The organism is Chryseobacterium gambrini (assembly GCF_027920505.1).
GTDB classification, from domain to species: domain Bacteria; phylum Bacteroidota; class Bacteroidia; order Flavobacteriales; family Weeksellaceae; genus Chryseobacterium; species Chryseobacterium gambrini.
Map to the genome: position 1 here is coordinate 2,485,353 of NZ_CP115857.1, position 24,145 is coordinate 2,509,497.

27 protein-coding genes are annotated in these 24,145 nt (G+C 35.7%); 24 read left to right on the plus strand and 3 right to left on the minus strand.

Features of this window, described 5'->3' with window-relative positions:
* Positions 1-310 precede the first annotated feature (310 nt).
* The gene (locus PFY09_RS11195; RefSeq protein ID WP_271159749.1) at positions 311-1,450 is read right to left on the minus strand and encodes an EpsG family protein; all 1,140 of its coding nucleotides are present in this window, start codon (positions 1,448-1,450) and stop codon (positions 311-313) included.
* A complete protein-coding gene (locus PFY09_RS11200; RefSeq protein WP_271159750.1) occupies positions 1,447-2,454 on the minus strand; it encodes a hypothetical protein in 1,008 nt (335 codons plus the stop codon). The genes PFY09_RS11195 and PFY09_RS11200 overlap by 4 nt, the downstream gene beginning before the upstream one ends.
* A 244-nt stretch (positions 2,455-2,698) precedes the next feature.
* Between PFY09_RS11200 and PFY09_RS11205 the strand changes: the two genes are divergently transcribed.
* The 5 genes from PFY09_RS11205 to PFY09_RS11225 all read left to right on the plus strand — a co-directional run bounded on the left by PFY09_RS11205 (position 2,699) and on the right by PFY09_RS11225 (position 9,348).
* A complete protein-coding gene (locus tag PFY09_RS11205) occupies positions 2,699-6,304 on the plus strand; it encodes an MMPL family transporter (protein ID WP_271159751.1) in 3,606 nt (1,201 codons plus the stop codon).
* A gap of 40 nt (positions 6,305-6,344) precedes the next feature.
* A complete protein-coding gene (locus PFY09_RS11210) occupies positions 6,345-7,259 on the plus strand; it encodes a dialkylrecorsinol condensing enzyme DarA (protein WP_271159752.1) in 915 nt (304 codons plus the stop codon).
* 1 nt (position 7,260) lies between these two features.
* A complete protein-coding gene (locus tag PFY09_RS11215) occupies positions 7,261-8,400 on the plus strand; it encodes a beta-ketoacyl-ACP synthase III (protein WP_076396318.1) in 1,140 nt (379 codons plus the stop codon).
* Positions 8,400-8,831: a hypothetical protein gene (locus PFY09_RS11220; protein ID WP_256040190.1), complete on the plus strand. Its 432-nt coding sequence runs from the start codon at positions 8,400-8,402 to the stop codon at positions 8,829-8,831. Before PFY09_RS11215 ends, PFY09_RS11220 begins: the two co-directional genes overlap by 1 nt.
* Positions 8,832-8,904: 73 nt before the next feature.
* Positions 8,905-9,348: an ABC transporter permease gene (locus PFY09_RS11225; RefSeq protein WP_268055377.1), complete on the plus strand. Its 444-nt coding sequence runs from the start codon at positions 8,905-8,907 to the stop codon at positions 9,346-9,348.
* Between the two features lie 56 nt (positions 9,349-9,404).
* Here PFY09_RS11225 and PFY09_RS11230 read toward each other — a convergent pair whose 3' ends face one another.
* Entirely contained in the window at positions 9,405-10,217 is an 813-nt protein-coding gene (locus PFY09_RS11230; protein ID WP_271159753.1) for a peptidoglycan-binding protein, read from the minus strand.
* A 214-nt stretch (positions 10,218-10,431) separates the two neighbouring features.
* On the opposite strand from PFY09_RS11230, the gene PFY09_RS11235 reads away from it, so the two are divergent.
* The 19 genes from PFY09_RS11235 (at position 10,432) to PFY09_RS11325 (ending at position 24,128) form a co-directional block, all read left to right on the plus strand.
* Positions 10,432-10,833 (plus strand): hypothetical protein, encoded by a 402-nt coding sequence (locus PFY09_RS11235; protein ID WP_271159754.1) that lies wholly within the window; start codon positions 10,432-10,434, stop codon positions 10,831-10,833.
* A 107-nt stretch (positions 10,834-10,940) separates the two neighbouring features.
* Positions 10,941-11,936: a BtrH N-terminal domain-containing protein gene (locus PFY09_RS11240; RefSeq protein ID WP_271159755.1), complete on the plus strand. Its 996-nt coding sequence runs from the start codon at positions 10,941-10,943 to the stop codon at positions 11,934-11,936.
* Position 11,937: 1 nt separating this feature from the next.
* The gene (locus PFY09_RS11245) at positions 11,938-12,693 is read left to right on the plus strand and encodes an ABC transporter ATP-binding protein (protein ID WP_076396306.1); all 756 of its coding nucleotides are present in this window, start codon (positions 11,938-11,940) and stop codon (positions 12,691-12,693) included.
* On the plus strand, positions 12,680-13,948 hold the full coding sequence (locus PFY09_RS11250) for an ABC transporter permease (protein ID WP_271159756.1): 1,269 nt from the start codon (positions 12,680-12,682) through the stop codon (positions 13,946-13,948). Before PFY09_RS11245 ends, PFY09_RS11250 begins: the two co-directional genes overlap by 14 nt.
* 115 nt (positions 13,949-14,063) lie before the next feature.
* On the plus strand, positions 14,064-14,444 hold the full coding sequence (locus PFY09_RS11255) for a GxxExxY protein (RefSeq protein WP_066437789.1): 381 nt from the start codon (positions 14,064-14,066) through the stop codon (positions 14,442-14,444).
* Positions 14,445-14,610: 166 nt separating this feature from the next.
* Positions 14,611-15,033 carry an acyl-CoA thioesterase gene (locus PFY09_RS11260; protein WP_271159757.1) on the plus strand — a complete coding sequence of 141 codons (423 nt, stop codon included), beginning with the start codon at positions 14,611-14,613 and terminating at the stop codon, positions 15,031-15,033.
* Positions 15,033-16,205 (plus strand): beta-ketoacyl synthase N-terminal-like domain-containing protein, encoded by a 1,173-nt coding sequence (locus PFY09_RS11265; RefSeq protein ID WP_271159758.1) that lies wholly within the window; start codon positions 15,033-15,035, stop codon positions 16,203-16,205. Before PFY09_RS11260 ends, PFY09_RS11265 begins: the two co-directional genes overlap by 1 nt.
* Positions 16,206-16,244: 39 nt before the next feature.
* Positions 16,245-16,496: a hypothetical protein gene (locus PFY09_RS11270; RefSeq protein WP_271159759.1), complete on the plus strand. Its 252-nt coding sequence runs from the start codon at positions 16,245-16,247 to the stop codon at positions 16,494-16,496.
* Entirely contained in the window at positions 16,457-16,780 is a 324-nt protein-coding gene (locus PFY09_RS11275) for a type II toxin-antitoxin system RelE/ParE family toxin (RefSeq protein WP_271159760.1), read from the plus strand. Before PFY09_RS11270 ends, PFY09_RS11275 begins: the two co-directional genes overlap by 40 nt.
* Before the next feature lie 9 nt (positions 16,781-16,789).
* Positions 16,790-17,329, plus strand: a complete 540-nt coding sequence (locus PFY09_RS11280; RefSeq protein WP_271159761.1) for a 3-oxoacyl-ACP synthase — start codon at positions 16,790-16,792, stop codon at positions 17,327-17,329.
* Positions 17,330-17,439: 110 nt separating this feature from the next.
* Positions 17,440-17,697: a phosphopantetheine-binding protein gene (locus tag PFY09_RS11285; RefSeq protein WP_076396292.1), complete on the plus strand. Its 258-nt coding sequence runs from the start codon at positions 17,440-17,442 to the stop codon at positions 17,695-17,697.
* Positions 17,698-17,778: 81 nt separating this feature from the next.
* The gene (locus tag PFY09_RS11290) at positions 17,779-18,978 is read left to right on the plus strand and encodes a beta-ketoacyl-[acyl-carrier-protein] synthase family protein (RefSeq protein WP_271159762.1); all 1,200 of its coding nucleotides are present in this window, start codon (positions 17,779-17,781) and stop codon (positions 18,976-18,978) included.
* Entirely contained in the window at positions 18,975-20,036 is a 1,062-nt protein-coding gene (locus tag PFY09_RS11295) for a beta-ketoacyl synthase N-terminal-like domain-containing protein (protein WP_271159763.1), read from the plus strand. The genes PFY09_RS11290 and PFY09_RS11295 overlap by 4 nt, the downstream gene beginning before the upstream one ends.
* 409 nt (positions 20,037-20,445) lie before the next feature.
* Positions 20,446-21,189, plus strand: coding sequence for a polysaccharide deacetylase family protein (locus PFY09_RS11300; protein WP_271159764.1), 744 nt, complete (start codon positions 20,446-20,448; stop codon positions 21,187-21,189).
* Positions 21,190-21,288: 99 nt separating this feature from the next.
* Positions 21,289-21,915, plus strand: coding sequence for a LolA family protein (locus tag PFY09_RS11305; RefSeq protein ID WP_271159765.1), 627 nt, complete (start codon positions 21,289-21,291; stop codon positions 21,913-21,915).
* Entirely contained in the window at positions 21,881-22,516 is a 636-nt protein-coding gene (locus PFY09_RS11310) for a hypothetical protein (RefSeq protein WP_271159766.1), read from the plus strand. Before PFY09_RS11305 ends, PFY09_RS11310 begins: the two co-directional genes overlap by 35 nt.
* Positions 22,517-22,522: 6 nt before the next feature.
* Positions 22,523-23,134, plus strand: a complete 612-nt coding sequence (locus PFY09_RS11315; RefSeq protein ID WP_256040176.1) for a porin family protein — start codon at positions 22,523-22,525, stop codon at positions 23,132-23,134.
* A gap of 140 nt (positions 23,135-23,274) precedes the next feature.
* The gene (locus tag PFY09_RS11320) at positions 23,275-23,652 is read left to right on the plus strand and encodes a hotdog family protein (RefSeq protein WP_087708343.1); all 378 of its coding nucleotides are present in this window, start codon (positions 23,275-23,277) and stop codon (positions 23,650-23,652) included.
* The gene (locus tag PFY09_RS11325) at positions 23,652-24,128 is read left to right on the plus strand and encodes a hypothetical protein (RefSeq protein WP_271159767.1); all 477 of its coding nucleotides are present in this window, start codon (positions 23,652-23,654) and stop codon (positions 24,126-24,128) included. Before PFY09_RS11320 ends, PFY09_RS11325 begins: the two co-directional genes overlap by 1 nt.
* Positions 24,129-24,145: the final 17 nt, after the last annotated feature.

Here is a 24,145-nt window from a genome sequence, read left to right on the forward strand (position 1 = left end):
TTTGACTTTATGCTGTTGCAAACACAATACAACATTTAAACCCTTGTTAAAAAAAATCAATTTATTTTATAAATAACCCCACAATAAAAGGAATTAATATAAGAATAATCTACAATTCGGAATTATAGATGCTAATATCTCATTTTCAAACTCAGGTTCTGCGAAAATACATTTTTTTCTCTAATTTTTTCATAATAAATTGTAAGTTGAATTAATTTTTAACATTCTGATAATTTGACAGATAATTGAAATAAAAAAGACAACGCTTTTCAGCATTGCCCCAGTATATTGATAGCATTTTTAAGCTTTTCTACGGTAAAATATGATTCTTATACAAATCCCATGTAAATCTTCCGTTTACGATATTTTTAAAGCTAGAGAATACAACAAAGTTGAAAACAGTAAGGGCGATGATAAAAGAATAGATCATCTTTTTTGTGCCTCCTGAAACCACATACATTGAATTGGGAATAATAATGTAGGCAAACCCAATGAATACCCCTGCAAGACGCGAAGAGAAGATAGGATTATCCCTGAAAATGAAATAAAAACAAACCCCGATTACAACGTAAGCACGATGGTATTCGTAATAAGGAAATTTTTCTTTCATCTTTTCATCAAAAACAAAAAGGAAAAAGGTAAGAATCGCCATCATCACTTCAGGAATACCGATCGCTCCGTTAAGCCTTTCCACCGTTTCATCTACATAACCGTTAAAACCTATGGAAACGGTACTGTCTGAAGCAATACTCGTCATAAAATCCCCAAAGACACGATACACTTCAAACGGAGACAGGAAAACAGAGGTAATAATCATAAACAGCATTACAAATCTGTTCAGCGGTATTCTTACCAACCAGTACATCGGTATTAGGATATAACAAACCGTATGTACTCCCGCTGCAAGATAAATACAAAGAAGATAAGCAATCAGCTTCCTTTCTTTAATATATCTCATTCCGAAATAAGCGATAAACGAAGCCAGATTCTGCCTGATCTGTCCGCTTTCCCCGATAAAAAACCCGGGAATAAACATAAAAAGCATAAAAGTAAAAGGATAAAATGTATTATCCTCTGTATATTCTACTTTGAAATAAATTGCGAGAATGGCTATAACCAAGGTGAGAATATAAAACGGCGCGTTAAAAATATTCAGTAAAATTTTATTGATGAGTACATACAGCCACTCTACTTCGATCGGTTGAGGTCCCTTCATCCCCAAACCTTTCATAATGAGCGAGATGTAATCTTTGGTATCGGAATACACGTAAATTCCACGGTAACTTCCGTAATCCGGACCGACCTGATCCCGAAGTCCTGCAATAATCATGAGATAGATCCCCAAGAACCAAAGCCATTTTTTTTCAACTTTACCATGAAAAACTTCCTGATAACTGAAAATCAGCATATAGACAATTGCAATGATGTAATATGGATGCAGTAAACTCATCTTTCCGGTAAACTATTTTTAAACTGATAAGAAGCCGTCACGATTCCCGTAATCAGCAAAGGCATAAACAATCTGGCTTCCCAGAAAAGCCCCACTAAAGTAATCATTAAAAGATACGGCAGCGCAAAAAACAAATATTTTTTCATCATCATCTTTCCGGTCTCATCAGAAAAACCATAACTGAAATAAACGCCTAAAATTCCGAACAAAAGTCCTGCAAGATTATAAGGACTTGTAAAATTTTTAATTAAATAAATTCCCTCCACAAAAGAAGCTTTCTGCGGAATAACCAGCCTCAAAGCAATATAAGGAAGAATAAACGCAATCACCAGCAAAGAAGTTTCTTTTACGAAAGCGAACTTTCTGTTCTTCAGATTTTCAGGATCAATAAAAACCGCTGCAAAGAAAGCGATATTAAGACAGGCGGTTTCCCGCACAAAAGTCGAAATAAATATAACGATGCTTAATCCCAATAAATCCGTAGGTTTTTTATGCTGTAAATATTTTAGTGTTAAAAACATCCCTAAAACATAGAAAAACAAAGCAATACAGTCGCAATTGGTGGGAACATACTGAAGAATGACGATAAAAAACACCGCAATAAGATGAACCATTCTCCTTACTTTTTCGTTGGAAAGAATTTCTACCGGTTTCAGTTCTAAAATTTTATGCAGAACAAGTGAAGTGAGCAGAAAAAAGAAAACGTTGATTAAAAAAGTACTGTGATAAAACAGCGAACCCTGCTTCAAAAGAAAACTTTTTGCAAAAGGAAGATAGTTATTCACCACAAAAGTCATTATCTCCGTTACATGAACACTCAGGTAATTCGGGATTACTCGATATGCATAGACCGACGAAAACATAAAATCCGGCGCTTTTTCCCAGGATTTAATTCCTACAACGTAAGAAGTCTCAAATCCATAATAGGACATGAAGAAGAGGAGGAAAGGAAAGATTATAATAAATAAAAATCCGTTTATTTTTTCATCAAATAGTTTAAACATATCAAAACCTAAGTTTAAGACTTAGTCAATTTTTGTTTTAAAACAAGCTTCATCAATTGGGAACTTTTGCAAAAGTATATTTTTTTTTCATTTTGTGTAAATATTTTATTGATTTTCAGATAAAACTTATTGATAAAACATTTTGAACTCCCTCTGAAAAATTTAAATTTGCAAACCCGATTTTTATAATGTAATGCATCGTTTTTTCATATTTTTATACTATCTGATCTCTAAAAACAAACTTTTGTCCGTATTTTTTGCGGTCGGAATCGCCGTTTTGTGTCTGTTTTTCGCTTCAAGAATCAATTTTGAGGAAGACATTAATCAGATCATTCCAAAAAACGAAAAATCCGATCTTACCGCAAAAGTTCTGAAACAGCTTAATTTTTCAGACAAGATCATCGTGATTATCGAAAACAGATCCAAAGAAGAAAATTTTCAGCTTTCGGAGACTGCAGATTCTTTTTTACATGAAATTGAGCCTCTGCAAAAATTCATCGGTTCGGTTCAGGGGAAAGTAAATGATAATGAAATTTCGGAAACCTTTGATTTCGTCAATCAGAATCTCCCTTTATTCCTCAATGAAAACGATTACAAAGAAATTGAGAGAAAACTCCAGAAAGACAGCATTGCCAAACAGGTTGAAAACAACTACGTTTCTCTGGTTTCGCCCACGAGCCTCGTTACCAAAGAATTCATTAAAAAAGATCCGCTCGGAATTACTTTTCTGGGAATTAAAAAACTCAACGCTTTAAACATCAGCAAAGATTTTAAGCTGGAAGACAATTACATCGTTACCAAAGACGGGAAAAACCTGCTGCTTTTCATTGATCCCAAAAACAAAAGCAACGACACCAAAAACAACGAAGCATTTGTTAATCAGTTAAATACCATCAAAGAAAACCTCAACACAAAATTTAAAGGAAAAACAGAAATCAGCTATTTTGGTTCGCCTGTCATTGCGGTTGCGAATGCACAACAGATCAAAAAAGATATTCAGAATACGGTTATTATTTCAATGACTGTGCTTCTTCTGATTCTTATCTATTATTTCAGGAATGTTTTTACGCCGATTATTGTATTTCTTCCCACGGTTTTCTCGGTTTTACTCGCTCTTTTGATTTTATACTTCGTTAAAGATAAAATTTCAGCAATTTCTCTGAGCGTGGGAGCCATATTGATAGGAATCACCATTGATTACGCCCTTCATATTCTGACGCATTACAAACACAACAACAATATTGAAGAGCTTTACAAAGAAATTACGCAGCCTATTATTTTAAGCAGCGCAACAACGGCGGTTTCTTTTTTATGCCTTGTTTTTGTACGTTCGGAAGCGTTGAAAGATCTGGGACTTTTCGCCGCAATAACGGTTATTTTATCTTCCGTTACGGCTTTAATTATCATTCCGCAACTGTATCATCCGAAGAAAAAAGAAAAAGCAGTCAATACAAACTTTATCGATAAAATCGGTTCGTATCCGTATGAGAAAAACAAACCTTTAATTATTATCTGTTCGGTTATTATTATTGCGTGTCTTTTCGGATTCAGGAAAGTAGGTTTTAATGAAGACATCGGCGATCTGAATTATATTCCGAAAGATTTAAAAATAAGCGAAGCAAAACTTCAGAAGTTATCCGATATTACGTCAAAATCCATCTACACGATTTCTTACGGCGATTCCGAAGAACAGGCTTTAACCAGAAATTCTGAGCTGAGCCAGTTTTTAGAAAAAGAAAAAAAAGAAGGAAAAATTTTAAGCTACAATTCTCTCGGGAATGTGGTTCTTTCTGAAAAAGATCAGCAGCAAAGAATTGAAAACTGGAAAAAATTCTGGGACGAAAATAAAAAAAATCAGACAGTTTCTGAATTAATTAAAAACGGAAATCAATTCGGATTTAACAGTTCTGCTTTCGATCAGTTCAATGAAAATTTAAATAAAAGCTACTCTACGTTAACTTTAAAAGACTACGAAAAGGTAAAAGCACTCCAGATTTCTGAATTTCTGAGCCAGGAAAACGGATTTTACACAGTTTCCAATGTTGTAAAAGTAGATGAAAAGAAAAGAGATGCATTCATTAAAGACGTTGAAAAAAAGCATGATGCTTTGGCAATCGACCGTCAACAGATGAACGAAAACTTTTTGGGCTTGCTGAAAAATGATTTTAACACGTTAATCAATTATTCCCTTTTAGCGATTATTTTAACCATCATTGTGTTCTTCCGTAATTTTGAATTAACGGTTCTCACGATGTTTCCGATTGTTTTAACGGGAGTGGTTACAGCGGGAATTCTTTACTTTTTAGGTCTGGAACTGAACATTTTCAGCACCGTTGTCTGTACTTTGGTTTTCGGAGTCGGAGACGATTTCAGCATTTTCCTTACACAGGCAATGCAGAAAGAGCACACTACCGGAAAAAACGAGCTTCCTACCTACAGAACATCCATTATTCTGGCGGTTTTCACGACCATTTTATCCATCGGTTCATTAATTTTCGCCAAACATCCTGCTCTACATTCATTAGCTTTGGTGGCTTTAATCGGGATGTTCTCCGTAATCATCATCACCTCAACCTTATATCCGTTCTGGTTCCGTTTGCTGATTACGAACAGGGCTAAAAAAGGACTTTCTCCGGTTACCTTCAGGTTATTTTTCAATGCAGTATTGTCTTTTCTGTATTACGGATTAGGCGGATTGCTTTTTTCTGCCATCGGAAGCATCTTTGTAAAGCGATCAAAAGGCAAAACATTAAACTTTATTAAATTAATTTTAGCGAAGTTTTTAACTTCTGTCCTCTACACGAATCCATTTGTAAAGAAAAAGCTCATTAAAAACCCGAATGAAGATTTCAGCAGACCCGCAGTCATTATAGCCAATCATACTTCGTTTCTGGATACTCTGGCTTTGGCAATGACGACGCATAAGATTATTTATCTGGTAAACGACTGGGTGTACAATTCTCCTGTTTTCGGAAAGATTGTGAGAGCATTAGGATTTTATCCCGTTTCTCAGGGTATTGAAAACGGAATGGAAAAGCTGAGAGAAAAAGTAGATCAGGGTTATTCTCTGGTTGTTTTTCCGGAAGCAGAACGGTCTTATACCAACGATATCAAAAGATTTCACAAAGGAGCTTTTTATATCGCAGAAGAATTCGGACTGGATGTGGTTCCGGTTTACATTCACGGAAATTCTGAAGTACAGCCGAAAGGAGACTTTATTATCTATGACGGTTCAATTACCGTAAAAGTGGGCGACAGAATTGATAAAAATGATGAACGCTTCGGGAAAAACTATTCCGAAAGAACGAAAAAGATCAATGCTTTTTTCAGGGAACAGTTTGCGAAGTTTCGAAGTGAGCTGGAGGATGAAAATTATTTTAAGAAAAAACTCTTCCTGAGCTATCTGTATAAAGATAACGAAGTTGTACAGGAAGTAAAAGAAGATTTTAACAAAAACAAATCGGTTTATTTTGAGCTGAATAAACATATTCCTAAAGATGCCAATATTCTGCACATTGCAGATGATTTCGGGCAGAAAGATGTTTTACTCACGCTTCAGCAGGCGAGCCGAAGAATCTTCAGCTTAATGAAAAATGAAGAAAAAAGACAAATCGCCGAACAGATTTATTTGGTAAAAAGAAGGAAAATTAAATACCTAAAAAACAGTACGGAAATTGATAAAAAGATAGACGTTCTTCTGGTTTCGGATAAAAACTTCAAAGCAGACCGAATGGAAAATCTTCCTGAAACCATCATTTTTATGAATGTGGAAAATACGTTACCGGAAAATAATAATTATACACTGAAATTCAGTTCAGAAGCTTTAAAAGTATTTCGTTCTGAAAAATAAATATGAAAAGCATATTTTTGTAAATGAATAAGGAGAACCCATGCAAAAAGATATACTCGTTATATATTATTCACAAACCGGACAGCTTACCGATATTGTAAAAAATATTGCCCGCCCTTTTGAAGCCAAAAAGGAAGAGTACCGTGTAACGTATTACAACATTACGCTGAAAAAAGACTTCCCTTTTCCGTGGCCGAATGATGTATTCTTCAATACCTTTCCGGAATCTTATCTTCAGATCCCGAGTGAAATTCTGCCGCCGCCGGAAGAAGTGGTTAACAAAAAGTTTGATTTGATTATCTTTGGTTATCAGGTTTGGTATTTAACACCCTCCATCCCGATCATTTCATTCCTGAAAAGTGGTTTTGCGGAAAACATCCTGAAAGACACTCCGGTTGTTACCGTTTCGGCGACAAGAAATATGTGGATGTATTCTCAGGAAAAACTGAAGGTATATTTAAAGAACTTAAACGCCAAATTGGTAGGAAATATCGCCTTGGTAGACCGACACGACAATTACACCAGTGTTCTTACGATTCTTCGCTGGCTGACTACCGGAAAAAAAGAAAAATCGGGAATTCTTCCTGCCGCCGGAGTTTCGGAGGAAGAAATAAAAGGCTCTGTAAAATACGGGGAAATTATTGAAAAACATTTCAGCAATAATGATCTTGATACTTTACAGCCTGATCTGGTGAGAAACGGAGCGGTGGAAATCCGCGCTTTTCTGGTAAGGGTAGAGAAAGTGGGAAACAAAATTTTCACCATCTGGTCAAACCTCATCATGAAGAAAAAAGAAAAACGACCATTGCTTATTAAATTCTTTAAGGTATATTTGATGGCTGCGATATGGATCATTTCACCTATCGTATTGGTTTTACACTTATTAACAACACCTGTTTTCTGGTTTAAAAGAAAGAAACAAAGAGAATATTTACAAGGAATTAATTTAAAATAGAATGTACGACGTATTTATAACAAAAGCATCAAAATACCTACCCAATGAGCCGGTTTCTAATGATGAAATGGAAACGTATCTTGGTTATATAAACGGTGCAAAATCTAAAGCGAAAGCTCTTATTTTAAGAAATAACAAAATTACGACAAGATACTACGCGTTAGATAAAGAAGGAAATCCTACACATACCAATGCCCAGATTACGGCAAAAGCCATTGAAGGACTTTTTGATGAAAACTTCAAAAAAGAAGACATGAAACTATTGTCTGTGGGAACTACTTCTCCGGATCAGATCCAGCCTTCTCACGCATCCATGGTGCACGGTGAACTGAACATTGGGAAATCTATTGAAATAAATACCGCAACAGGACTTTGTAACTCGGGAATGAATGCCCTGAATTACGGATTTCTTTCTGTAAAAGCAGGAGTTCAGGATCAGGCAGTCTGCGCCGGTTCCGAGAGAATGTCTGCATGGATGACGGCGGATAAATTCAACCACGAAGCAGAAAATCTGGTTTTGCTGGAAGAAAGACCCATCATTGCTTTCAAAAGAGAATTTTTAAGATGGATGCTTTCCGACGGAGCAGGCGCTTTTTTACTTGAAAACAAACCAAGAGAAAATGCTACGAATCTTAAAGTAGAATGGATTGATTTCTATTCTTACGCACACGAGATCGAAGCCTGTATGTACGCAGGATGCGAAAAGCAGGAAGACGGAAGCCTGAAATCATGGGCAGATTATCCGTCTGACGAATGGCTGAAACAGTCTATTTTTGCATTAAAACAGGACACAAAAATTTTAGATAAATATATTCTGGTAAAAGGTGCCGAAAGCTTAAGATCATCTTTCGACAAACATCAGCTTGATCCGGAAACCGTTGATCATGTTTTGGCACATATTTCTTCAGGATACTTCAAAGAAGGTCTTAAAGAAGAATTTGCCAACGTAGGTTTGGATTTCCCTTGGGAAAAATGGTTCTACAACCTTTCAGATATCGGAAACATCGGTGCAGGTTCTATTTTTGTAGCTTTGGAAGAAATAATGAATTCCGGAAAGCTGAAAAAAGGAGAAAAAGTACTTCTTTGTGTTCCTGAAAGCGGAAGATTTGCTTATTCCTGTGCTTTGTTAACGGTTTGCTAATGGAAAACAGACTACCGACATCCGATCAGAACTTTGTAGAAAGCTTAATTCCTCAGCGATTTCCTTTCGTCATGGTGAACAGCATTTCAGAATATTCCGAAAGCCACCTGATTTCAGGTTTTGAAATTAAAGAAGACAATATTTTTGTTCAGAACGGAATTTTTCAGGCTTCGGGAATGATCGAGCATCAGGCGCAAAGTGTTGCTTTGCACACAGGCTATCAATTTTATCTGCTGGGAAAAGAAGCTCCGACAGGTTATATTGGTGCCATTAAAACCTTTGAAGCTACAGCATTACCAAAATTGGGCGATACATTAACTTCAAAAGTTTCTATCATCAATGAAATGATGGGCGTAACTTTAGTAGATATCGTAACGAAACTGAACGGTGAGGTTATTGCAAAATCTCAGATGAAAACTGTTGTCATGTAAATTATTAAATATTTGAATTAAAATTTGCGCTTTTTGCGATAAAAAATAAATTCAGAAACAAATAGATAATATAATGGAAATCAAGGAAGAAAACATCATCAATATCCACAACTTTCTCCCGCATCGCGAACCGATGTTAATGACGGACTATATTTTGGAATTGACTAAAGAAAAAGTAATTACTTCCTTCGAAATAAAAGAAGACAACATTTTTGTTCACCATAACGAATTCGTTGAAGCAGGACTAATTGAAAATGCAGCACAAACCTGCTCCTCAATTTTAGGACAGAGCTTTTTTGAAAATCCGGAAGCAGAAACAAAAGTTATAGGCTTCATTACCAACATCAAGAAAATTGAGATATTTACCTTGCCCAAAGTCGGCGACAAAATTATCTCAAAAGCCTCATTGATTTCGCAGTTTGAAAACATCTGTCATATTTTTTGTGAGACTTTTCATAACGAAGAACTGCTCATAAGAAGTGAAATTAATTTATTCATTCAGGAAGTGAAATCATAAATAAACAAAGAAGCTGTTCCAAAAGATCAGCTTCTTTGTTTTAATCCCTCTTTTCATTAATCAATTCTGATGATATCCAGTTTAGATTTCATAAAATTTCTGGTTCTCCGCAATACACCATAGCCGTTTTCACTTCCGTCTGCATTAGTATTTCCTTCAATGGTTTCAAAAACATCTCCGCTGCTTTCAATAACAATCCCTGTATGAGTCCAGTCTCGGCTGTTTGCACTGCTCTGCAAAAGAAAAATATCGCCCGGCTGAACATGGTATTCATGACTCCTCACCAAAGTATAGCCAATAAAATTGCCTCTGCGCTGTGCTTCTCCAGCCACCGTATCGCAACTGAAGCTTCTTTTTACAATATTGGTAAAATTGCCTCCTATCTGACTTATTGCCTGATCTAGAACGGTCTGCACAAATCCCATACACCAAAGCTGATCTCTTCCTTCACTGCCATCCATATAAGCTCTCACCCATGGTCCTCTGTTTCCTTCCCCTTTTATGGTAAGCTCTCTTGCTCCGGCAATCAGGTGCTGTTTTGCGGCATTCACCATCAATTCCCTTAATCCCGTTCCCGCAACACGCTGGGTAAAAGCTTTAATCATAGGATCTGCCATTCTCCGGAAAAGCTCTTGGGTTACAATACCATCTTCAGGAAGTCCGTTTGCTTTTTGGTAATTCCTCACCGCTTTTTCTGTAGCCGGTCCGAAGTCACCATCAATCCCGGTTGAAGTTCCCTTTGAAGAATTTAAAAAAGCATAAAGGTTAAGCCAGCTTTGTATTTTTGATACTTCTTTGGAGGAATTCGCAGCTCCTCTTGACTGTGTTCCTGAAATCTCGATTTCTCTTTGGAAATAATTTTTAATCATGATCAAAAGAATTTATGGTTATTAATTTTATTTAAAGATCATAACAAATGTAAATTCAAAAACAACACTCGGAAATAACCATTTTGGGTACTATTTTTCAAAAGAAAAAACCTGACATCCTTCTTAAAAACATCCGAAAACACAATAATACGATGTTGCACATTTTTATTATCTTAGCGAACTCATTCAAACCATCTTTCAATATTAATTTCAGATGAAAAAACAAGACCTTCCACAAGACGAAAGCAACTTAAAGTCAGCGAATATGACTGAGGTTTTGTATGTTACAGATGAAAACAACAACTACACGACCGCAAACAGCACTTACTGGGAAGCCAAAAAAGCAGCTTTGGACGAATCTTTGGCTTTAATTAATGAAAGAATTGAAGAAGCAAGACAAAATGTTGCCAACAATACAGCAAGCCCGATTGTCTATTTCATGGAGCTGAATAAAATGGATCTGCAGGTTCTCGCAGCGTATGTAGGAATGTGGCAGTGGCGCGTGAAAAGACACGGAAAACCAAAAATATTTAAAACACTAAGCGATTCTGTACTGAAAAAATATGCCGATGCTTTCGGTATTTCGGTGGATGAACTAAAAAACTTCAAGGGTTAAATAATTCGTTTTAAGTAGAGAGCTACTCAGCTTGTCATTCTGATAAAGGAAGAATCTCTACAGTATGAAACATACATTATTTCCCGCGATAAAAAGAGAAGAGACGAATGGAACTTAATTTTGAACATCACCAGACTGCACATTGCGAAAACGGTGTTGCCTCCAATTTATTATTGAATAAAGGACTGAAGCTCAGCGAGCCTATGATCTTCGGAATCGGTTCCGGATTATTTTTTGTGTATTTACCTTTCCTGAAAGTTAATTTTGCACCGGGTTTCAGCTATCGTCCGATGCCGGGAGCCATTTTCAGCAAAGCCGCAAAAAGACTGGGAATTAAAATTAAAAGAGAAAAATTTTCCAATCCTGCAGAAGCTCAAAAAGCTTTAGAAAGAAATCTGGAAAATAATGTTCCGACTGGTTTACAGGTTGGTGTTTTCAATTTAACCTATTTTCCTGAAGAATATAAATTCCATTTCAATGCCCACAATTTGGTGGTTTACGGAAAAGAAGATGGGAAATTTCTGATCAGTGATCCCGTAATGGATTATACAACAACTCTTACCGAAGCCGAACTGGAAAAAGTAAGATATGCAAAAGGCGCACTTCCGCCGAAAGGTCACATGTACTACCCTACCTATATCCCTGAACACGTAAATCTGGAAGAAGCCATCAAAAAAGGAATTAAAGATACCTGTAAAAATATGTTGGCTCCCGTTCCGATCATTGGGGTAAAAGCAATGAGATGGGTAGCAAAAAGCATCCCGAAATGGGCAGCCAAAAAAGGAACAAAAACCACCAATCATTATCTGGGACAACTGATCAGAATGCAGGAAGAAATCGGAACCGGTGGTGGCGGATTCAGATTTATTTATGGTGCATTTTTGCAGGAAGCCTCTGTTATTCTTAAAAATGACGAATTACGAGAACTTTCCAAAGAAATCACGGCGATCGGTGATCTTTGGAGAGATTTTGCGGTGGATATTGCAAGAGTGTACAAAAACAGGAACTCCAAAAGCGATATTTATAACCAATTATCAAAATCAATGCTTCACATTGCCGATCTGGAAGAAGCTTTTTATAAAAAACTGAGAAAAGCAATATAACGTGGAACATTTCATAGAAATAAAAAATCTCTACAAAAAATATAAAAATGCAGAAGACTTTTCTGTAAATGATATTTCGCTGAGTATTGCCAAAAACGAAATCTACGGAATTCTCGGACCTAACGGTGCCGGAAAGACAACTTTGATTTCCATGCTTTCCGGATTGATAAAACCGACTTCCGGACATTTTACAATTGACGGACTTTCGCCTCAGAAGAACGGTTTCAGACTGAGACAAATCATTGGAATTGTTCCGCAGGAATATGCTTTATATCCAACTTTAACAGCAAGAGAAAATTTAATGTTTTTCGGAAGCCTTTACGGGTTGAGTCACAAAAATTTAAAGAATTCGATCACTGAATCTTTGGAAATCATGGGTTTGTCGAAATTTGCAGACAAAAAAGTGGAACAGTTTTCCGGAGGAATGAAGCGCCGCTGTAATCTGATTGCAGGAACCCTTCACAACCCGAAAGTTTTATTTCTGGATGAACCTACTGTTGGTGTGGATGTTCAGTCTAAAAAAGCGATTATCGATTATCTTTTGGATTTAAATAAAAAAGGAACGTGCATTATCTACACTTCCCATCACCTTTCGGAAGCGGAAGAATTCTGTACCAAAATCGCCATCATCGATCATGGGAAAATCCATGCTGTCGGAACACCTGAAGAATTAATCAGTAAGGTTTCCAATGCAGAAAATTTAGAAGACGTTTTTATATCATTAACCGGAAAAGAATTACGAGATGTTGTTGTATAAATTGTGGCGGAGTTTCATCAAGGAGATTCTTTTGCTGAAAAGAGATATCGGAGGAATTGTCATCATTTTTGTGATGCCTTTGCTGCTGATTATCACCATTACTTTAATTCAGGATTCTACCTTTAAAAATCTGGAAGGCACAAAAATTCCGATTATTTTTATTGATAACGACAAATCTGAGATTTCACAAAACATCAAAAAAGAGTTCGAAAATGGTAAAACCTTCGAGCTTCTTACGAATTTCACCGAAGAATCTGCCGAAAAAGCAGTTTTCGGAGGAGATTATCAGATGGCGATTGTTATTCCGAAAAATTTAACGAAGAACATCAATTCCAATGTAGAATCTAAAGTTCAGGCAATCGTCAGTTCATTTGGACTTGAAAATGACTCGACATCTGTGAAGGAAAGTCCCGTTAAATCTGATGATATTCATCTATATTTTGATCCGGCAACCAATATCGGGTTCAAAAACAACGTGATGACTGCCGTCAACAAAATGGTTTTTGAGATTGAGAACAAAAAAATCTACAAAGCCTTTCAGGATCAGTTGGGAACTACGGAAGATCTCGGAAAAACTAAAAATTTAATCAGCTTTAAAGAAATCACTCCGAAAAAAGGCAAAACAGACATCATGCCGAATTCCGTTCAGCATAACGTTCCGGCTTGGGCGCTGTTTGCGATATTTTTCATTGTCGTTCCTTTGTCTATTAACCTTGTGAAAGAAAAAAGTCAGGGAACAAGCGTAAGAGCAAGAATCAGCCCGACTCCGTATTTCGTTCATATTTTAGGAAAAACATTTACGTATCTCATCATCTGTGTCATCCAGTTTTTACTGATGGTTGCTGTGGGAATTTATCTTTTCCCTTACATGGATCTTCCACAATTTGATGTTACCGGAAAAATGTTTCCGCTTATTGTCGTGACCATTTTTGCAGGTTTGGCAGCCATCGGATTTGGCGTACTTCTGGGAACGGTTGCCAATACGCAGGAACAGTCGGCTCCGTTTGGTGCGACTTCGGTGGTGGTTTTAGCAGCAGTCGGCGGAATCTGGGTTCCCGTATTTTTAATGCCTGAATTTATGCAGACCATCGCCAAATTCTCTCCGATGAACTGGGGATTAAATGCTTATTATGATATTATTTTAAGAAACAGCGGAATTGTAGGAATTGCGAAAGAAATCATTTTCCTTTTTCTATTTTATATAGCCATGGTCGCTATTTCATTATTTTATGAAAGAAAACAAACTGCTGTTTAAGGTTAACCACTAAGAGCACAAAGTTTTTCACAAAGAGCTCAAGCATTTATTTTATGTCCCTTGTGGAACCTATTGTGACCTTTGTGGTAAAAATAATTATAAAACACAAAATGAAATGAATGAAAATGAAGTTTCAAAAGTTATCTTTGATGCAGGATTAAAAGTTCATCGCCAACTTGGAGCCGGACTTTTAGAAAGCGCATACGAAGAATGTCTGTACTATGAGTTACAGAAATCCGGATTACTGATAGAAAAACAGAAACCAATGCCATTAATTTATGATGACATAAAACTTGACATTGGCTATAGGATTGATTTATTGGTTGAGAGAAAAGTTGTTGTTGAAATAAAATCCGTAGAATCATTAAATGAAATTCATATTGCTCAAGTTTTAACGTATTTAAAATTAAGCAATTGTAAATTGGGTTTATTGATTAATTTTAACTCAGTTTTATTTAAAAATGGGGTTAAAAGATTAATCAACGGAACGATATAAAATTTAGAATATTTATTGTGAACATTGTGTATAACTTTGTGAACTTAGGGGTTTATTCACCACGAAAAACACAAGTTTTTTAACACAGAAAAAGAAAATGTGAAAAATTTATTTTGTGAACCTTGTGAAAACCTTTGTGCCCTTTGTGGTAAAAAAAGAAAACAAAATGCAGTCTAAAGAAAATTTAACTTGTACGGAACAAGTCCGCGTAAGATTCAACGAAACAGATCCGTTGGGAATTGTGTGGCACGGACATTATATCGTTTATTTTGAAGACGGAAGAGAAGCTTTTGGAAGACAGCATGGTTTGACGTATCTTGATATTCAGAAAGCGGGATTTGTAACGCCGATTGTAAAAAGCACCTGCGAACATTTTCTGCCTTTAAAATATGGCGAAACCTTCAGAATTGTCACAACGTTCGTCAATTCAAATTCTGCGAAATTGATTTATAAATACGAGCTTTTCAACGAAGAAAATAAATTGGTCTGTTCAGGTGAAACCATTCAGGTTTTTCTGGATTCCGACAACAATTTATGCCTGTATAATCCTGAGTTTTTTCAGGCATGGAAAGATAAAATGGGACTCTGATGAAGAAAGAAGTTTACATTACAGACTATAACTGTATCACGCCTTTAGGTTTTGATGTTTCTTCAAACTGGAATGCTCTTGTAGAAGGAAAATCCGGCGTAGGTTTACACAAAATCATCGAAAATCAGGAGCCTTTTTATGCTTCGATGATTGATTCTGAAAAATTAGATGAAGAATTTAACAGATTCTTAAACTCCGCACAGAAATCGGAGATTCAGCGTTTAGCCAATGACAACGTGAGCTTCACAAGACTTGAAAAAATGCTTTTGCTGAGTTTAATACCTTTGGTTGAAAAACACTCGATTTCAGAAGAAACCGCTTTTATTTTATCTACTACAAAAGGAAACATCAGCTTATTAAAAAATCAGGAAACATTACTCGAAAGCGTTTTTCTTTCTAATTTAGCACAAAAAATAACTGATTTTTTCGGGTTTCAAACAAAGCCCATTGTTGTTTCTAACGCCTGTGTTTCGGGAGTGATGGCAATTGGTATCGCTAAAAATATAATTTTGGCAGGAAAATATAAAGATGCTTTTGTTGTTGCCGGAGACGAAATTTCAGAATTTGTGATTTCAGGTTTCAATTCTTTTCAGGCAATCGGAACCGAGATTTGCAAACCTTACGATAAAAACCGTGACGGAATTAATATCGGCGAAGCGGCAGCGGCAGTATACATTACTTCAAAACGAGACAAAAACGAAAACTTTAGTTTTAAAATTCTGGGAGACTCTGCAATTAACGATGCAAACCATATTTCCGGACCTTCGAGAACGGGAGACGGATTGTTTGCAAGCATCAACAATGCCATGACAGAAGCTCAGCTTTCAGCAGAAAAAATAGACTTCATCTCCGCACACGGTACGGCAACCATTTATAATGACGAAATGGAAGCGATCGCTTTTAACAGAATGAATTTACAAAATATCCCTCTAAATAGTTTAAAAGCGTATTACGGGCACTGTTTGGGCGCATCGGGATTGCTGGAAAGTATCATTTCCATGGAAAGTGCATTGCACAAAATGTTAATCCCATCCAAAAATTTTGAAGAAACCGGAACCTCCCAATCTTTGAATATTATCAGAGAAAACCAATCCGCAGAAATTAAATATATTCTGAAAACAGCTTCCGGTTTTGGAGGATGCAATGCCGCGATTGTTTTGGAAAAATGCTGAAAATAATTTTGTAATTTTATAAAATTAAAGTTTTAGGAAATGGAATCCACCGTAGACATCAGAAAAAAAATTCACGATTTCATCGATATTGCCGATGAAAGAATTTTACGCATTTTCAAAGGAATTATTGATGCTGAAGAGGGAGATCAAGAATTAGAATCTTCAGATTATCCACAAGTTCCTGATTATATTTATGATCGAATTGAGGAAGAACGCGAAAAGTATTTAAGTGGCGAACTTAAAACTTCTTCATGGGAGGAAGTGAAGGAAAGACTGATGAAAAAATTATGATTTACCACTTTTCTTTATCTCCAAAAGCTGAAGCCGATTTACTGGAAGCTGCATTATGGTATGAAAGTCAGCAAACCGGACTTGGTGAAAAATTTATAAAAAAAGTTGAATCTTATTTTTTAAGAATTCAAAATCATCCATTTCACTTTCCCTTAAAAAAAGGAGACTTGCGTGAGGCTTACATTCAGAAGTTTCCTTATGTTATCATTTATCAAATTATCGGGGATAATATTATTGTTTTTGCTGTTTTCAACACCCATCAAAATCCAACAAAAAAGCCTTAAACTTTATTCATGAAGAAAACAGACATCTGCACCATAGAAAATTCAAAAATAGTACTTAATAATGACATTATTTTTGAAACCCCTACTGAAAATTTTTCAGACTTTGCGAAAGAAGCCTACAAAAGTTTAGCATTGAATTATCCTAAATTTCATAAAATGGATCATTTAAGCAAACTCGCTTTTCTCGCTTCTGAAATGATCTTAAAAGATGAAGATCACAGCAGAACCGCATTGGTTTTCGCGAACAGATCATCAAGTTTAGACACGGATTTTAAATATCAGGAAAGCATCAATTCTCAGGAAAATTACTTTCCGAGTCCCGCGGTTTTTGTGTATACTTTACCGAATATCTGCGTGGGTGAAATCAGCATCAGACACAAAATGCAGACCGAAAATGCTTTTTTTGTTTTGGATGAATTTAATGAAGAATTTTTAAACAATTATTCAGCACAGCTTTTACAGTCCGGAAAGGCAGATAAAGTATTGTGCGGCTGGGTAGAACTATATCAGGAAAGTTACAAAGCTTTTGTATATTTGCTGACATTATAAATTTGATAATTTGAAAATGCGCTGATTTGAAAATGTAAAATCATATCAATAAGGCATAACATTTAATACATTTTCAAATTGTCTCATTAACATATTTTCAAATTAATTTTATGGAAAACTTAAGAGAAGAATTAAAACACAAAATCATCGAAGTTCTTAATTTAGAAGACGTTGCAGTAGAAGAAATTAAAGACACAGATCCTTTATTTGGAGGAGGTCTTGGTTTGGATTCTATTGATGCTCTGGAGCTTATCGTTCTTTTGGATAAAGAATACGGAATAAAATTAGCCGATCCGAAAAAAGGAAAGGAGATTTTTACGTCCATCGAAACCATGGCAAAATTCATCGAAGAAAACAGAACAAAATAATTCAATCTAACAATGTATCAATTTAGCAATGTACCAATATTGTTATGCTGTTAAACTGATACATTGGTACATTATTAAAAGATGGGTCAAAAAATTGCCATAACAGGAATGGGCATCATTTCCGCCATTGGAAACAATGTGGAGGAAAATCTGAGTTCGCTGACTTCCGGAAAGCACGGGATTTCGGACATTACTTTGTTTGAAACACGTCATAAAGGAAACATCAAAACAGGCGAAATCAAATTGTCTAATGAGGAACTTGCCGCAAAACTTCAGCTCAAAGAAGATCATCATGCAACAAGAACCGCTCTGTTAGGAATGATGGCGGCAAAAGAAGCTGTGGAAAGTGCCGGAATTTCGGATATCAATGAATATAAAACGGGACTGATTTCTTCGACCAGCGTTGGCGGAATGGATGTTACCGAAAAATATTTCTATTCCTACGAAGACTTTCCTGAAAAGCAAAAATATATTGACTCTCACGACGCGGGAAATTCGTCTTTGTTAATCGCTGATTATCTCGGATTAAAAGGTATGGTTTCCACCATCAGTACCGCGTGTTCATCGGCGGCAAACGCCATTATGATGGGCGCAAAACTCATTAAAAACGGTGTTTTAGACCGTGTAATTGTCGGCGGAACAGATTCTCTTTCAAAATTTACTTTGAACGGTTTCAATACGTTGATGATTCTTACGGATTCTTACAACACGCCTTTCGATAACGACAGAAAAGGTCTGAATCTGGGTGAAGCTGCCGCTTTCATCGTTTTAGAATCTGATGAAGTCGTAAAAAAAGAAAATAAAAAAGTTCTGGGTTATCTTTCAGGATACGGAAATGCCAATGATGCGCATCACCAAACTGCTTCTTCGGAAAACGGACAGGGAGCTTATTTAGCGATGGAAAAAGCATTAAAAGTTTCGGGCTTAGATAAAGAAAAAATCGATTACATCAACGTTCACGGAACGGCAACGCCCAATAATGATCTTTCGGAAGGAATTGCAATGATCCGGATTTTTGGGGAAAACAATGTTCCGGAATTCAGTTCTACAAAAGCGTTTACCGGTCATACGCTGGCGGCGGCGGCGGGAATTGAAGCCGTGTATTCTCTTTTGGCGATTCAAAATAATATCATTTTCCCGAATCTGAATTTTAAAACAAAAATGGCAGAATTTGATTTAACGCCGGTAACGGAACTTAAAGAGAAAAACATCAACCACGTTCTTTCCAATTCGTTTGGTTTTGGAGGAAATTGTTCAACTTTAATTTTCTCAAAATCATGAGTGCCGTTTACATCAACAGTGCAGCCTGTATTTCAGCTCAGGACACTTTAAATGAAGATTTTTTCCGGAATCTCAAGCCTGAAAATTCAGTTCAGGTTTTAAAAGCTATTGAACCTGTTTACAAAGAATTCATTCCTCCGGCAATGATCCGAAGAATGTCTAAAACGGTAAAAATGAGTTCCGTAGCTTCTCAATACGCTTTAAAAGAAGCAGGAATTGAAAATCCAGATGCGATCATCACAGGAACAGGAATGGGCTGTTCTCAGGATTCTGAAAAGTTTCTGAAAAATGTTCTGGATAATCATGAAGAGTTTCTGACTCCGACCTATTTTATTCAGTCTACTCACAATACGGTTGCAGGACAAATCGCTTTAGGTTTGCAATGTCACGCGTACAATTTCACGTATGTAAACACTTCGTCGTCTCTGGAATTTTCTTTTTTAGATGGAAAATTACAGATCAATGACGGTGAAGCTGAAAACGTTCTGGTCGGTTCCACAGACGAACAGACCGAAAGAGTGATGGAACTGTACCAATTAAACAAAACCATTAAAAAAGAAGAAAATCTTCCCGTTGATTTTCTGAATTCTAAAACAGAAGGCGTCATTTGGGGAGAAGGCGCAAGTTTTTTTGTCTTAGGAAAAGATAAAACAGAAAGCTCTTACGCCCAATTAACGGATATTCAGATCACAAACAAATTAGATTTGGAAGAAACTCAGCAGTTTATTGAAGATTTTTTAGCTAAAAATAATTTGACGAATAAAGATATCGATGCGGTTATTTTAGGTTTTAGTGGAGATGTAAAATCGGATGTTTATTATAAAAATGCAATGGGTCTGTTTGAACATTCGGCTTTGCTGTATTATAAACATTTGAGTGGTGAATTTAATACGGCGAGTGGTTTTTCGACGTTTATGGCTTGTCATATTCTTAAAAATCAGGAGATTCCGGAAGTGATGCTAATTAACGATCTTAAAAAAGAAGAAATTAAAAATGTTCTGCTTTACAATCATTTAGGAGGAAATGATCACAGTCTGGTTTTGTTGGGGAAGGCTTAAAAATTAAAACCTCACAGGTTTTTGAAACCTGTTAGGTTTGGAATATAAAAAAAGTAAAAACATCTTGTTTTACAATTATTTAAGAGAAAACGATCACACTACTGTTTTGTTGGGGAAAGCTTAAAAGTAAAACCTAACAGGTTTTTGAAACCTGTTAGGTTTGATTGAAAATAGGCTCCGTTCGCAGGATTAGTATTCTATTTAGCAAAGAAAAACAGCATAATTGTCATTTCGACGAAGGAGAAATCTCTTAATAATCTTAATTTCTAAACTAACACTTAATGGTTTATTTTAGCGTAAACATTAAGAATATTAATTTGAGACTCTTCATTCCGCTTAGCTCCATTAAGAATGACACCATGGATACAGATTCTGAATATTTTAAACCCAATATTTAAAAACAATAAAGATGAAGCATTATCTATTTATCCTATTTTATCTTTTCTGCAACGTTTTCATTTACGCGTTTCACGGAAGTTTTTGGGTGTATCTGTTCTGTTTTTTGCTGTTTTCTGCGCTTGTAATCTGGGGTTCTTTCGATATTGAACTGGGATATTTTGTCAACAGCATTACCCATAAAAAAACGAAAATCAGAGAAGTAGCGCTGACTTTTGATGACGGTCCGACTGAATTCACCCCCAAATTTTTAGATCTTTTAAAAGAAAACAACGTAAAAGCAACCTTTTTCTGCATCGGAAAACAGATTGAAAAATATCCTGAAACTTTTCAACGAATCATTGCGGAAGGTCATACCGTTGGAAATCATACTTTATCGCACTCCAACAACACCGGTTTTTTATCGACATCAAAAATGACGGAAGAAATTGAAAAATGTGATGAAGTCATGCTGAACACCGGAAATATAAAGACGAATTTGTACAGACCGCCTTTCGGAGTGACCAATCCGAATATTGCCAAAGCCATCAAAAAAACCGGCAAAAAAAGCATCGGATGGAACGTCCGCTCTCTTGATACGATGACAGAAGATGAAAAAAAAATCTACCAGAAAGTAACGAAAAATTTAAAAAAAGGAAGCATTGTCCTTCTTCATGATACTTCACAAAAAACGTACAATGTTTTGGAGGATTTATTAGTATTTTTGAAGCAGAAAAATTATTCAACTTTTACAATTGATAAATTTGAAAACCACTAAGTCCAAAAGGATTTCCAAGAATTATTAATAAATATTCTTTAATCGTGTCCTTTGTGAAACCCTTTTCATCCTTGTGGTTAAATTTAAAGACGTTAAACAATGATTAAAAATATAGCTTTAAGCACTCTTTTATTAATTTCGACTTTTGTCTTTGCTCAAAACACGGCAATGTCGGGAGCGGAAGCGAAAGCTTTTGTAGCTAAAGTTTCTTCGGAAACCAAAGAAATAAAAACGTTACAGGCAGATTTCATGCAAACAAAAAAAATGGATTTTTTGGATAAAAACATTGTCACCTACGGAAGAATGTCTCTGAAAACACCGAATATGCTGAGTTGGAAGTACACAAAACCCTATCAATACAGTATTGTTTTTAAAGACAACAAAATATTGATTAATGATCAGGGTAAAAAATCTTCGGTGGATGCAAAAAGCAAAACATTTGAAAAAATCAACAAACTTATTATAGGAAGCTCTAACGGACAGATGTTCAATGATCCTGAATTCTCTGTTTCTTACCTAAAGAACGCGACTTCGAATATCGCCAAATTTACTCCGAAATCTGCTCAGCTTTTAAAATACATCAAGCAGATCGAGCTGCATTTTCCTAAAAATCAATCTACGGTTTCTCAGGTTAATATGACGGAAGCTTCCGGAGACACCACGAATATTGTTTTCAAAAACACCAAGATCAATGCGCCTGTTGCAGCTTCGGAATTTAGCTTATAGCCTGATTTTCATTCTGTTTACATCGTGTAAAACGTATACGCTAACTGATGTAAAACCGATTCCGTCTTCTGAAAAAGCGGTGGAAAATTTATATTTTTCATCCAAAGAAGATTATGTGTATAAATGTCAGATGGATATTTATAAAAATCATGTGAGCGGAATTTTAATTATCAAAAAAATCAGCGAAACGACCCATCGTGTGGTTCTGACTTCTGATTTTGGGAATAAACTGATTGATTTTGAGATTTCTGAGGATGATTTTAAGCTTAATTATGTTCTTCCTGATCTGGATAAAAAGATTGTGATTAATTTTTTGAGGAATGATTTTCAGCAGCTTCTGAAGCAGAAATATCCGGTAACAGAAAGTTTTGAAAACGAAAATTCAAAAATTTATCTTTCTAAAATAGATAAAAAAGGGTATTATTTATTCTTTAACAAAGAAAATAATCTGTTAAAACAAATCGTTTACACGAAAAACAAGAAGGAAAAGATCGATTTTACATTTGATGCAAAGAAAAATACGTTTGCAGACAGTCTTAATTTACAGCATAAAGATTTTAAAATCAATATAAAACTATTCCAGATCACCGAAAACCAATAACCTTACATGAAAACAAAGATTTTTGCCTTGCTGATTCTGATCTCCGGATTTTTATCAGCTCAGGTTACTTTCAATCCCGGAATAAGAGCGGGAGTAAATTTTGCCAATCTTACCAACCGAAGTAATGAAACCTTTTATCTCCATGAAGATGAAAACCCGGAAAAAGTAACTCATACAAGCCTGAAAACAGTAACCGATTTCTACTTTGGATTACAGGGAAACATTAGATTTACAGAACGTTATGCTTTGCAACCGGAAGTCAACTATTCCAGACAGGGAACCAATTTACAGTACACTACAGAAAACGGAGTTCTTCCGGAAAAAAGACTGCATTACAATTTTATCGGAGTACAGCTTACAAACAAAATTTATATCAAAAATTTCAGTGTTTTTGCTGGTCCATTTCTGGATCTTGCTGTCGGCGAAAACAATTCCGGACTCGATCTGGGTTTTTCGGGGGGTCTTGGTTATGATATTTTTAAAAATCTGGGGGTTGAAGTAAGAATTAAAAAAGGTTTTGCATCAATGCTGGATCACGAAAATTCCTCCTTCCTGTTTTCCAATTCAAATATGGTTTTTCAGATTGGCGGTTATTACACGTTCCATTTTAAGAAATAGAATTGATGTTGATGACCAAAACAATTTTCTTTTCCTTTCAAAAAAACATATCTTCGCGAAGGTTTAAATATTAAATTTTTTGAAATTTTGAAATTTTAAAATTCAGAAAAAGATTTCAAATAACTGAAACAGAATACATCATGCAGACAATACTTACAGACTTTTATACGTTACAATCCTACGAAAAAACGGAAAGCGGAAGTTTCACCGCCCAGATTTCCCTGAATAAAGATCACGATATTTTTAAGGGACATTTTCCGGGAAATCCTGTAACACCGGGAGTTTGTATGATGCAGATCGTGAAGGAACTTACGGAAGAATTTACCGGATCTTCATTATTTTTAAAAACGGCATCGAATGTAAAGTTCATGGCAATCATCAATCCTTTTGAAACTCCGGATCTTAAAATTCAGCTTGATATTACTGAAAATGAAGGCGATGTAAAGGTAAAGAACACGACTTCTTTTGGCGAGACTATTGCATTAAAAATGTCGGTAAATTATCAAAAATTGACATAATGAAAGTATTATTTTCACTTATCGCCGCTTTTATGCTTTTTTTTCAGTCGGGTCTTGAATCTCTGAGAGAAAGTTATGCCAAAGCAAGCAGCTCTAATGCCAATACAGAAGCATTCATCAGTTTAGCCGAAAAAACATCGGGATCGGATGCGGCAATTCAGGGATATAAAGCGGCGGCGCAGATTATGGAGGCAAAAATTTCCAAAAACAACAGAAAAGCTTTGGTAAAATCGGGAGCAACCAACCTTGAAGCCGTTATTAAAAGCAATCCGAATAATGCTGAATTAAGACTGATCCGCATGAGTGTTCAGGAAAACATTCCGAAAATTGTAGGTTACAGAGGAAGTCTTAAAGATGATAAGGTATTTCTCATCAATAATTACAGCAAACAAAATTCAGCTTTAAAAAGTTATATTAAAAAATTTGCAGCACAGTCTAAAACCATGACGGAGACTGAAAAGGAAAGTTTTAAATAAAACATTATTAATCAGTC

What these genes read in the sequence shown, in the direction of transcription:
- PFY09_RS11195 (WP_271159749.1), bottom strand. Translation starts at nt 1,450, where the DNA reads ATGAGTTTACTGCATCCATATTACATCATTGCAATTGTCTATATGCTG.
- PFY09_RS11200 (WP_271159750.1), bottom strand. Translation starts at nt 2,454, where the DNA reads ATGTTTAAACTATTTGATGAAAAAATAAACGGATTTTTATTTATTATA.
- PFY09_RS11210 (WP_271159752.1), top strand. Translation starts at nt 6,345, where the DNA reads ATGCAAAAAGATATACTCGTTATATATTATTCACAAACCGGACAGCTT.
- PFY09_RS11215 (WP_076396318.1), top strand. Translation starts at nt 7,261, where the DNA reads ATGTACGACGTATTTATAACAAAAGCATCAAAATACCTACCCAATGAG.
- PFY09_RS11220 (WP_256040190.1), top strand. Translation starts at nt 8,400, where the DNA reads ATGGAAAACAGACTACCGACATCCGATCAGAACTTTGTAGAAAGCTTA.
- PFY09_RS11225 (WP_268055377.1), top strand. Translation starts at nt 8,905, where the DNA reads ATGGAAATCAAGGAAGAAAACATCATCAATATCCACAACTTTCTCCCG.
- PFY09_RS11230 (WP_271159753.1), bottom strand. Translation starts at nt 10,217, where the DNA reads ATGATTAAAAATTATTTCCAAAGAGAAATCGAGATTTCAGGAACACAG.
- PFY09_RS11235 (WP_271159754.1), top strand. Translation starts at nt 10,432, where the DNA reads ATGAAAAAACAAGACCTTCCACAAGACGAAAGCAACTTAAAGTCAGCG.
- PFY09_RS11240 (WP_271159755.1), top strand. Translation starts at nt 10,941, where the DNA reads ATGGAACTTAATTTTGAACATCACCAGACTGCACATTGCGAAAACGGT.
- PFY09_RS11250 (WP_271159756.1), top strand. Translation starts at nt 12,680, where the DNA reads ATGTTGTTGTATAAATTGTGGCGGAGTTTCATCAAGGAGATTCTTTTG.
- PFY09_RS11255 (WP_066437789.1), top strand. Translation starts at nt 14,064, where the DNA reads ATGAATGAAAATGAAGTTTCAAAAGTTATCTTTGATGCAGGATTAAAA.
- PFY09_RS11260 (WP_271159757.1), top strand. Translation starts at nt 14,611, where the DNA reads ATGCAGTCTAAAGAAAATTTAACTTGTACGGAACAAGTCCGCGTAAGA.
- PFY09_RS11265 (WP_271159758.1), top strand. Translation starts at nt 15,033, where the DNA reads ATGAAGAAAGAAGTTTACATTACAGACTATAACTGTATCACGCCTTTA.
- PFY09_RS11270 (WP_271159759.1), top strand. Translation starts at nt 16,245, where the DNA reads ATGGAATCCACCGTAGACATCAGAAAAAAAATTCACGATTTCATCGAT.
- PFY09_RS11275 (WP_271159760.1), top strand. Translation starts at nt 16,457, where the DNA reads ATGGGAGGAAGTGAAGGAAAGACTGATGAAAAAATTATGATTTACCAC.
- PFY09_RS11280 (WP_271159761.1), top strand. Translation starts at nt 16,790, where the DNA reads ATGAAGAAAACAGACATCTGCACCATAGAAAATTCAAAAATAGTACTT.
- PFY09_RS11285 (WP_076396292.1), top strand. Translation starts at nt 17,440, where the DNA reads ATGGAAAACTTAAGAGAAGAATTAAAACACAAAATCATCGAAGTTCTT.
- PFY09_RS11290 (WP_271159762.1), top strand. Translation starts at nt 17,779, where the DNA reads ATGGGTCAAAAAATTGCCATAACAGGAATGGGCATCATTTCCGCCATT.
- PFY09_RS11295 (WP_271159763.1), top strand. Translation starts at nt 18,975, where the DNA reads ATGAGTGCCGTTTACATCAACAGTGCAGCCTGTATTTCAGCTCAGGAC.
- PFY09_RS11300 (WP_271159764.1), top strand. Translation starts at nt 20,446, where the DNA reads ATGAAGCATTATCTATTTATCCTATTTTATCTTTTCTGCAACGTTTTC.
- PFY09_RS11305 (WP_271159765.1), top strand. Translation starts at nt 21,289, where the DNA reads ATGATTAAAAATATAGCTTTAAGCACTCTTTTATTAATTTCGACTTTT.
- PFY09_RS11310 (WP_271159766.1), top strand. Translation starts at nt 21,881, where the DNA reads ATGCGCCTGTTGCAGCTTCGGAATTTAGCTTATAGCCTGATTTTCATT.
- PFY09_RS11315 (WP_256040176.1), top strand. Translation starts at nt 22,523, where the DNA reads ATGAAAACAAAGATTTTTGCCTTGCTGATTCTGATCTCCGGATTTTTA.
- PFY09_RS11320 (WP_087708343.1), top strand. Translation starts at nt 23,275, where the DNA reads ATGCAGACAATACTTACAGACTTTTATACGTTACAATCCTACGAAAAA.
- PFY09_RS11325 (WP_271159767.1), top strand. Translation starts at nt 23,652, where the DNA reads ATGAAAGTATTATTTTCACTTATCGCCGCTTTTATGCTTTTTTTTCAG.